Genomic DNA, 554 nt, shown 5'->3' with positions numbered 1-554 from the left:
CTTGGCCACCAGACGCTGCACCAGCACCGATAATAGTATGGATCTCATCAATGAACAGGATGGCATCTTCTTCTTTTTCAAGCTGCTTCAAAATCGATTTGAAACGTTTCTCGAAATCACCACGATACTTAGTGCCTGCTAGCAGCGAACCGATATCAAGTGAGTAGATAACGCTATTTTGAATCACCTCAGGCACTTGGCCTTCTACAATTCTCCAAGCTAGGCCTTCTGCAATTGCCGTTTTACCCACACCAGCTTCACCAACGAGCAATGGGTTGTTCTTACGACGACGACATAGAACTTGGATCGTACGTTCTAGCTCTTTGTCACGGCCAATTAATGGATCAATATTACCGGCCTTCGCCACTTGGTTGAGGTTTGTTGCAAAGCTTTCTAAACGCTCATCGGAACCTGTTTCTTCGACACTATCCGAGCTAAACGAATCTGAAGAAGATGGATCTTCTCCGGCGCCAGAAGCTTTCGTAATACCGTGGGAGATAAAGTTGACAATATCTAAGCGAGAAATGTCGTTTTTCTTCAATAAATAAGCGGCG

General features: G+C 44.9%; 1 protein-coding gene. It reads right to left on the bottom strand.

Going from position 1 to position 554, the window contains the following annotated elements:
• Positions 1–554 (bottom strand): AAA family ATPase (locus R8N49_RS29555; RefSeq protein WP_318190750.1); only part of this gene is annotated, 554 nt, incomplete at both ends.

This window comes from Vibrio sp. 1978 (assembly GCF_033344345.1).
This window is presented reverse-complemented; position numbering and strand designations above follow the sequence as displayed.